Below are 8,788 nucleotides of genomic sequence, written 5' to 3'. Positions count from 1 at the left end.
TCGGGCAGCTCGTCGCCGTCCATGCCCCGGTAGAAGAGGTGCTCCTCCTCGGTCTGCGTCGCCTCGGGGTGGCCGGTGCGGACCTTGACGGTCTCATAGCCGCGGAAGACAGACCAGGTCTGGTTCTCCTCGGGGGTGATGCCGTCGGGCTCGGCGTGCGCCCAGGCCGCGCCGCCCTCGTAGTCATAGGACGTGATGACGTCGGGCTGGTCGCCGACCAGGTCGATCTCGGCGACCTGGGTGACGGTGTACTTGTGGAACCAGTCGGTGAGCTCCTCCTCGCCCTCGGGGGTCCAGATCACCGGGTAGCACGCCTTGGTGTTCTCATGCGGCTTCGGCGTCGCGCCGGCCTCGCATTCCGGTTCCGAGTAGGAGACGTCGACCTGGCCGCCGGTCTCGGTGTAGATGGCGGTGACGCGCCACTTGTACATCTCGGCCAGGCCGTCGGAGGTGGAGTCGACCCGGTTGACCATCGGGGTGCCGCCGAAGGTCACCGAGGGGTAGGCCTGCGGGTCTCCGCTGCCGGTGTGGCCGGTGTGGGTGATGGAGTCCAGCCACAGGTCCGGGTCGGTGCCGTCCCCGGGCTCGGGGTATTTGCGCTCGAGCTGGAAGGAGTCGATGGTGGCGTAGCCCTCGCCGTCGTGGGCCTTGGTGGTGATGCTGTCGAGCTTCTTGGTGGAGAAGAACGCCGGGGAGTGGTTGCCCGTGCAGTCCTCTCCCGAGCCGCATTCGCGGTCGATGGGCACGTCGGGCCAGTGGTCGGCGTTGTCCTCGGTCCGGTCGTCCGGGTCGCAGGAGAAGGAATCGGTGGGCAGGCAGCGCTCGGAGACGTCGAACTCGACCTTGGCCGGAGCGGTGCCGTACACGTCGTCGGAGCGCAGGCCGTACTCGATGCGCTCGAGGTAGCCGCCCCGGTCGTAGGGGGTGGCGGTGGACTCCAGGTTGCGGCCGTAGTGGTTGCCTTCGGCGTCGTAGTAGAAGGCCATGGCGTTGCCATGGGCGTCCTCGACGTAGTCCAGGTTCCACTTGTAGGCCTGCTGGCACCAGGAGTCGGCGAAGGCGGATTCGTGGCAGGGCTCGCCGGAGTCGTCGCCGTAGACAGGGTGGGTCCAGGCCGAGTCGGTCTCCTCTTCGCCGCTGGTGTAGCCGGGCAGGCGGTTGCGGCCGAAGAAGTACTCGGTGCCGTCCGGGGTGGTCAGCTTCCAGTACTCGCCGTCGTCGTCACCGTTCTCGGCGCCGGTGAGCTTCTCGATCCTGGAGCCGTCGTCGTTCTTGAGGTGCCACTCGCCATCGGAGTCGATGATCAGCTCCGAGGACATGCCGTTCAGCGACAGGGTGGCGTTCTCGCGCTCCCAGCACTGGTCGGCGACCTCGTGACCGTCCTCCTGGCAGAGCTTGTAGCGGCGCTCGATGTAGCCGGGGTGGTAGTCGAACCCCTCGCCGATCCAGGAGGTCTGGTTGTTGGAGGAGGCGGTGCGCCCGTCCACGCTCTGGGAGGAGTAGTCCAGGGCGATGTCGGGGGTCAGGCCGGAGGCCACCGGGGGCGTGCCGATCGGGTACGACCAGGAGAACCCGCCGGTCTGGGGACCGACGTTCCATTCGGAGGAGGCCTGGAGCTTGGTGGCCGAGTAGTCTCCGTCACCGCCCTTGCTCTCGGTGTTGGCACTCGCGGCCAGCAGGGTGCCCTCCCCAGAGGTGGCCGGTGCGACGGCGCTCAAGGTCTGAGCCTGCGTGTCGTTTTCGGAGTCCAGATCGACGGTGGCGATGCAGTCGGGGTCGGCGCCTTCGCCGCACACGTCGAGCGCGATGAGCTCCAGTCGGCTCCCGTAGTCGCCGCCGAAGGCGGTGGCGAAGTCGGAGTAGTCGACCTCGACGCGCACCGGGGCGTGCTCGCTGCCGCCATCGGTGCGCTTGAGGCGCAGCAGTAGGCCGTCCACACCGAGGGAGTCGGCCTGGTCCCTGTTGAGGACCTCCAGCTCGGCCTCTTCCAGATGTTCAGGGGCCTGGGCCTGTTCCGGTCCCTGCTCGGCAGGTTCCTCATCGGGTTCTTCCTCGGTGGTCTCGTTCTGCCCGTCCTCCCCCTGATCGGGATGGGGTGTCCCTTCCTCTTCTTCGCCTTCTGGGGAAGGGCTGGTGGAGGGCTCGGGCGACGGGTCCGGGCTGGACGAGCCGCCGGACTCCGTCCCCTGCGGCTCGCTGGGGAGTCGGCGCTCGCTGACTTGGTCTGCCTCCTTCTCAGCCCCGGCCCCCTTCAGCGGCGACTCCCACCCGTCGGCCTCGAAGGTGTCGACCTGGCCGAGGGTCACCGCGTCGCCCTTGCCCTCCTTCTTCGGAGCCTCCTCGGATTCGGCGCTGAACGAACGCACCTCTCCATCGGCGCCGAGGGAGAGCTCGACACGCTCGGTCTCCGGCCAGTTCGCCTCATCGAGCTCTGTGACGGCGGCCTTGTCGACAGTGTCGTCCTCGGCGATCGCCTCCTGAACAGCGGAATACCCGTCGACAGAGACATCGTCCTCGACACCTGGACGATCATTGAACATCAATGCCGATGCGGGCACAGCGAAGAGCGAACCAGCAACAAGTGTCATGGCCACGGCCTTCACACCGACCCTAAAGACCATTCTCCTTCGACGACTATTCGCGGCACCAGGGAGCATAGTCGTGTTAGAACTCTCAGAAATGTCGGACACAGCTGCCCTCCACGCTGGCGATCTTGGCACCACCAGGCGACGAGTAAGAGGAAATCATGGAAATAGAATCGGGATTGAAGTTCCGTCTAGCTCACGCCACGGCTCCCCGGTAGACCATCTGGACATCGGATTCACTGAGCACGCCTTGGTAGACGTGCACGTCATCGATGTCGCCGTTCCACGCCCCGGTCAGCTGCTCCTCGAACTGGGCCGCACCGATGACGACGGATCCGTCGGCGTGCCAGGGCGTCTCCTGCACGTCGGTTCCGTGCTCGGTCCCATCCACGTACAGCGTCATCTCGCCCGTGGCATGGTCGTAGGTAGCGGCCAGGTGCGTCCAAGTGCCCAGCTCGGGCGATCCTTCCGACAGCGCTCGCGGCCAGCCCGACGCACCGACCTCGTCCTCGGGCGCCATCTTCAGCACCCACTGGTCCCACTCGTAGGTGTTCTGATGGCCGAGATAGAAGCCCGAGTGCGCCTGCCCGTCCTGAGACAGCGCCGTGGAGTTGGTCCCGGTCTCGTCCAGGCGCACCCAGGCGGCCACGGAGAAGCTGCGGTCGGTCCGGATCGCCGGGCCGGACGTCGTGAAGCGCTCGTCCGGGCCGCTGAGAGTGGCGCCGCTGGAGAAGGTGACGTCGTTCAGCGCCCCGCTCCACACGGTGGACGGGTCGCCGTGCAGGGCGGCGTCCAGTCCGTGGTCGGAGGAGTCGGCGGCCGTGGTCCCCTCGGTCTCGTCCAGCTGCCAGCGGCCTTCCAGGGCCGCCTGGTTGGCCAGGTGCCAGGGCTCGGAGCGCTCTTCGGGATCGTCGGTGGGGCGGTCGCCGATGACGACGCGGTCCCACACGCGCACGTCGTCGATGGCGCCGTTCCAGGCGTCGGCGGGCGCGCCTTCGAACTTGCCGCCGCCGATGACCAGGTCTCCCGTGCCGTTCCACGGCTGGGCGATGGTCTCGGTGGTCTGTTGGCGCACCCCGTCGACGTACAGCGTGGCCTCGTCTTTCTCGGGGTCGACGACACCCAGCAGGTGGGTCCACACCCCGGTCTGCGCCGGTTCGTCGGACACCGCGCGGGTCCAGCCGGTGGCGCCCTCCTCGTCCGCTGAGGGGATTTTGAGCACCCAGTTGTCCAGGTCGTAGGTGGACTGGTAGCCGAGGATGAAAGCGCTGTGCATGTCGCCGTCCTGGGTGACGGCGGCGGAGTTGCCGTTCTTGTCGTCCAACTTCACCCAGGCCGAGACGCTGAACGCCCCCAAGGTGTCGACGACCGGGCCGTCGGTGGCCATGTGGCCGCCGGAGCCGTCGGTGGCGATCGCCGCGCCCTCGAGCTCGTGGCGCTCGCCCACACGGCCGCGCGTCCAGTCCACGCCGCCCGACGCCTGGGCGGTGCGTCCGTCGCCGATGCTGTCGGCCGCGGTGTCACCGCCGCCCTCGTCGAAGGCGAAGTGGGCGACCGGGTCGCTGGGCGGCGCGACGGTGAAGGTGTGCACCAGCACGCACCCGGACGAGTTGCCGTGCGCGTCGACGGTCCGGGCGTGGATCAGGTTGGGGCCGGAATCGCGCGGCGTGATGGTCGCCGTCACGTCACCGCCGGGCTGGTCCGGTTCGAGCTTCGTGGAGCAGGAGGCGTCGTTGACGCTGTAGTGGTAGGCGGCCGCATCCTCCACCCCGTTGGCCGAGAAGGTGAAGTCGCCCGGACGCCCCACGCCTTCGACGGCCTCGTCGCTCTCCGGGTAGTCCTGCGAGGCCACCGCCGGGCCGGTGTCAGGGTTGGTGGTGTCGACCTCGATCCAGCACCAGCCGGACCAGGAGCCCCAGTGCTGCCCGTCGTAGACCTTCGCCCGGTACCCGATGAGCTGGTTCTCCGGGAGGGCCTTCGCCGTCACGGTGCGGTAGATCCCATCCGGGTAGGGCTCGGGGTCGGCGTAGGTCGAGTCGGCCTGCCCGAGCGCATCGCCCTCGCCGCCGGCCTTCCACTCGAAGCGCGCCTTGACCTTCTGCGAGGCGAACTTGGTGTCGTAGTCGCGCGCATAGGCGCGCAGCACCGGCGAGGTGGAGTTGATCAGCCGCGGGTCGTCGGGGTCGGTCGAGCACACCCCGCCCAGCGAGTCCGACATCTTCGACGTCGAGGGCTTGGACGGCTTGTTGTTGTAGCGGACCACCAGCTTGGGGTCCTTCTTGAAGCGCCGCCAGTCCCAGTTGCTCCCCGACGTGCTCTCGTTGCCGTACAGCCCGTAGGTCACCGTCTGGTTGTCCGAGGCGGCGGCCGACTTGTAGGCCTGCGTGGCGTCGAACTCCACACCCGAACCCCCGCACTGCGGCCGGCCGATGTCCACGTTGACCTTGTCCTGCCTGGTCAGCTTCTCCGGCTGGTCGTTCCAGGTCGTGCTCGACTTCAGGTACCGGGTGCGCCACAGCTCGAAGGTCGCGTCCGTGCAGGCGAACCCGTGCGAGACCTCGAAGCGCATGGTCGCCGAGTCGATGACCGTCCCGGACTTCTTGGTGCGCTCGTAGACCTTGAACCGCCAGAACGCCCGCTTGGTGTTGCCGTACTGCGGCTCGTAGCCCACCCCGGTGTCGGAGTCGGAGGAGTTGTAATAGCTCGTCGACGCAAAGCGCTTGTTCACGTACGCCCACGAGTGGCGCGCCACCGACACCGACGGGTCGATGTAGACGGGGAACTCGGTGTCCTCGTCGGCCAGCATGTCCGCATCGGGCCTCAGCCGCAGCCGGTCGACCTCCACGTCGGCCTCGACCTGCTCGACCCGCGCCCCGGCCTTAGGCGCGACGGCCTGCTCTTCGGCGCTCATCTCCTCACGGCCCGAGGAGTCCCACATCTCCGGCGCCGGTGCGGTGAACACCTGCTCGCCGCCGTTGTCGCCGACCCCGCTCAGGTTCCCGGCCGCGTCCTCACGCATGGTCACCCCCTGGGTGGCCAGGGCCATCTCGACCCGGGCGAGCGCTTCCTGCTCGGCCGCCTCGCGGGTCTTGACCGCGAGCACCTGGTTGAACCCGTCCACCGACGCGGTCAGCACCAGGTCCACATCCGGCAGCACTTCCGGGTAGGTGGCCTGCGCGCCCTCCAGCTCGGGTTCGGGCAGCGGCTCGGGCCAGTCCAGCTCGACGGCGTTGGAGCCGATGCCGACGCGGGCCATCGGCGCGCCGTCGCCGCCGCCGGAGAAGGCGACCTCGGCCGCCGAGGCCTTAGGGCGCACCGTGCCGTCGCCGGCGGCGACCAGGTCGGTGTCGACCGGCGACCACCCGTCGCCGGTGCGCACCCGTTCGGGGACCGGGGAGCTCTCCATGGCGAAGGAGCCGTCCGGTTCAGCGAAGACCTGCGTGGTCTCGTCCGTGAAGGCCTCGATCTCCACCCGCTCGCCCGAGGAGGCGGCCTGCTCGGCGGCCTCCTCCTCCGGGGAGAGGTCGCTCGGCTCGGCGGCGGCCGGGGCGGCCAGCAGCGACGCGGTCAGCAGCAGGCCCAGCGAGGCCGATGCGGCACCCGCAGGTCTTCCGGACAGCATTCGGACACACCTGTTCCAGGGTCGGGGGATGAGCCCACCTGGAGCGGGTGCGGCAGGCCGTGCGTAAAACGCGGATAAACGTAGGCGTTCGCCGCACCCGGCTCAACCGGTGACACAGATCACAAAAGTTTCCTTCCTGACTTTGTGTAGCGCCGTGCGCTGCAAACCTGAGAATCCCTTCAGGTTTTTCCGGGCTCGTCTGAGAATCCTGTGTCCATGTCCGGCCATGGTCGCAATCGTGCCGTTATGAACGTTACATCCGCTTCACATTTGCTACCTAACATGCGACCGCCCAGTCGGCATATCCGCGAACCTTGTAGAGCATTCCAGCGCTGGTCCACTCCGGGACGAGGACGCAGTCCAGGCTGAATTTGGCCCACGTCACAAGGGCCGTCGTGCCCCCATGTAGCGCGGACTGTAATACTCCGAAGCCACCGGCTCCACGCGGATGTCCTTGCCGGTCCTGGGAGCGTTGACCATGTACCCGTCACCGACGTACATCGTGACGTGGGTGGGCGGGGGCCCGGGGGCGTCGGTCTTGTAGAAGAGCAGGTCCCCGGGCTGAAGCTCGTCGAGGTAGACAGCTTCACCGTTCCGGTACTGCTGGGTGGTGACGCGGCCGATGTCGGCCCCGGCGTGGGCCCAGGCCTTCATGGTCAGCCCGGAGCAGTCGAAGGCGTCCGGGCCGGTGCCGCCCCAGGCGTAGGGCTTGCCGACCTGGGCCAGCGCCCACTCGGCCGCCGCCCGGCCCTGCTCGCTCCCGCCACCGGCCACGCCCGCGGCCGGCGTTCCCATGGCGGCGTAGCGGTCGATCTCGGCCATCACCTTGTCGACGTACCAGGTGGCGGGGTTGTAGCGGAACAGGGCGTCCTCGAGCTGGGAGCGGTCGGTGAAGTCGACCCCGCCGGGGGCACTGGTGCACAGCTCGACGGCGGTGGACAGGGTGGCGTCGTAGGCGTTGTGCGGGTCGGCCTTGTCGTCGTTGTTGCCGTCGCGGCCGTAGCGGGCCCAGTTCGCGGGCAGGTGCTGGGTGATGCCGACGGCGCGGTCGTATTCGGTGTCACGGTCCCACTTCCCGCCGTCGGTGTCGTGGTGCGGGGTGAGGTTGCCACCGTTCCCGGAGCCGTCGAGGCGGAGGCCGATCACGGGCGGGGCGACATCGCCTCCGGGTCCGATGTCGCGCCCGTCGGCGTGGTCGGATTCGACTTTGGCGATGCCGGCGATGTGGGCCCAGGACAGGCCGGTGCACTCCGGATGCGACTCCGAAAGGCCGCTGGCAGCTCGGGTGTAGGCGTCCAGCAGGACCGGGTGGATGCCGTCAACTGAGGAGGAGGCGCCGCCGCTTCCGGCGGCGCCCGCGGCGATGGCGGTGATGACGACCGGGAGTGAGAGCACTCCGGCCGCGCCTGCCAGAGCGGCCTTGAGCACAGCGGCGTTCCCTTCTTCGTTGACGGTCTCGTGTCCAGGTCGCCGTTCCGGTCAGGTGGCGATGTCGGCGAGCCGGGTGCGGTAGTCGTCTCCGGCCGGGCGCCAGATGGCCGAGGCCGCTCCGCCTGCAGCGATGAGGTCCGGGGTGGTCAGGTGGACGGTGATGCCTCCCCCGGTGCGGGCCGCCAGCGTTTCTGACAGCCGCTCTTCGCGGGTGTGCGTCGGCACGACGAACAGCACGTGGTTGGTGCGCTGGTAGGCGGCGGCGTGGTCGGCGTATCCGCGCAGCTTGCGCGCCACCTGGTGGTGGCCCTCGGTGCCGTTGTCGTATTCGAGGAAGGCCTCCACCGCCGTGTCGCCTTCAATCCAGCGCAGGTAGGCATCCGGGCGGATGTGGCGGCCCCAGAGTCGGGCGCATTCGGCTTCGGTGCGCCACACCTCCAGGTGCGCTCCGGGGGTGGTTCGGGCGGCGGTGGCGAAGGCGGCGTAGGTCTCGGACAGGCCGAGGATGTGTCCGAGCTTGGCCGAGTGCGCCAGGGCGATCCTGCTTCCGGGGCGCTGGGCGGGCTCGTCCAGGCCCCGGATGCGCGCGTAGACGTGTTCGCCGTCGGCGGCCAGCACCCACCGGAAGGGGACCGCCCCCCAGCGGAGGTAGGGGCGGAAGCGGTCGAGGACGCCCCAGCGGTGCAGGGCGAGCAGGCGGTCCCAGGACCGTTGGGGTGTGACGTTGTGGAAGTGCAGGGCGTGCAGGTGGCGGGTGGTCATGACGCGGTGGTCGCCGAGCGAGGCGATGACGGCGCGGTCGCGGTCGGTCAGGGCGCGGGCGAGTTCGGCCTGGCGGTGCTCATCGGGCTGGGTTTTCCTCGGCACGGAAGCCCTCCTTCTGCTGCTCGTTGCTGACGGTGGTGGCCGGGCTGTGGCGGCGGGCCTGCTCGCGCACGTGCGTGGCCCGTCCGGGGACCGGGTGTGGGAGGGGGCGGGTGCGCATGGTGGCGGCCGCCTGCTCGCGCGCGCCGACCAGGGGGCGCACTGCGACCTGGTAGGCGCCCAGGTGCGACAGGTCGTGGGCCGCCAGAGAGGGGAGGGTGTGGTCTTCGAGGCGCTCGGCGTCGTCCGGTGAGCAGGTGAAGTAGATCTTGGTGCGGGCGTTGGC

4 protein-coding genes and 1 pseudogene are annotated in these 8,788 nt (G+C 69.0%); 1 reads left to right on the top strand and 4 read right to left on the bottom strand.

Going from position 1 to position 8,788, the window contains the following annotated elements; translation table 11 throughout:
* The 4 genes and pseudogenes from D476_RS0107945 to D476_RS32480 all read right to left on the bottom strand — a co-directional run.
* Nucleotides 1-2,540: pseudogene (locus tag D476_RS0107945) on the bottom strand (type IV secretion protein Rhs); the annotation flags it as partial.
* 241 nt (nt 2,541-2,781) lie between these two features.
* Nucleotides 2,782-6,207, bottom strand: coding sequence for a LamG-like jellyroll fold domain-containing protein (locus D476_RS38210; protein ID WP_017623416.1), 3,426 nt, complete (start codon nt 6,205-6,207; stop codon nt 2,782-2,784).
* 381 nt (nt 6,208-6,588) lie between these two features.
* Nucleotides 6,589-7,635: a C40 family peptidase gene (locus tag D476_RS0107935; protein ID WP_026123340.1), complete on the bottom strand. Its 1,047-nt coding sequence runs from the start codon at nt 7,633-7,635 to the stop codon at nt 6,589-6,591.
* 51 nt (nt 7,636-7,686) lie between these two features.
* Nucleotides 7,687-8,505 carry a replication-relaxation family protein gene (locus tag D476_RS32480; RefSeq protein WP_017623415.1) on the bottom strand — a complete coding sequence of 273 codons (819 nt, stop codon included), beginning with the start codon at nt 8,503-8,505 and terminating at the stop codon, nt 7,687-7,689.
* 70 nt (nt 8,506-8,575) lie between these two features.
* On the opposite strand from D476_RS32480, the gene D476_RS38825 reads away from it, so the two are divergent.
* Nucleotides 8,576-8,755: a hypothetical protein gene (locus tag D476_RS38825; RefSeq protein ID WP_239648630.1), complete on the top strand. Its 180-nt coding sequence runs from the start codon at nt 8,576-8,578 to the stop codon at nt 8,753-8,755.
* Nucleotides 8,756-8,788: the final 33 nt, after the last annotated feature.

The sequence above is a fragment of the Nocardiopsis chromatogenes YIM 90109 genome (genome assembly GCF_000341185.1).
In the GTDB taxonomy this organism is placed as follows: Bacteria; Actinomycetota; Actinomycetes; order Streptosporangiales; family Streptosporangiaceae; genus Nocardiopsis_A; species Nocardiopsis_A chromatogenes.
Note: the sequence above shows the minus strand (reverse complement) of the source record. Positions and strands in the feature narration are given on the sequence as shown.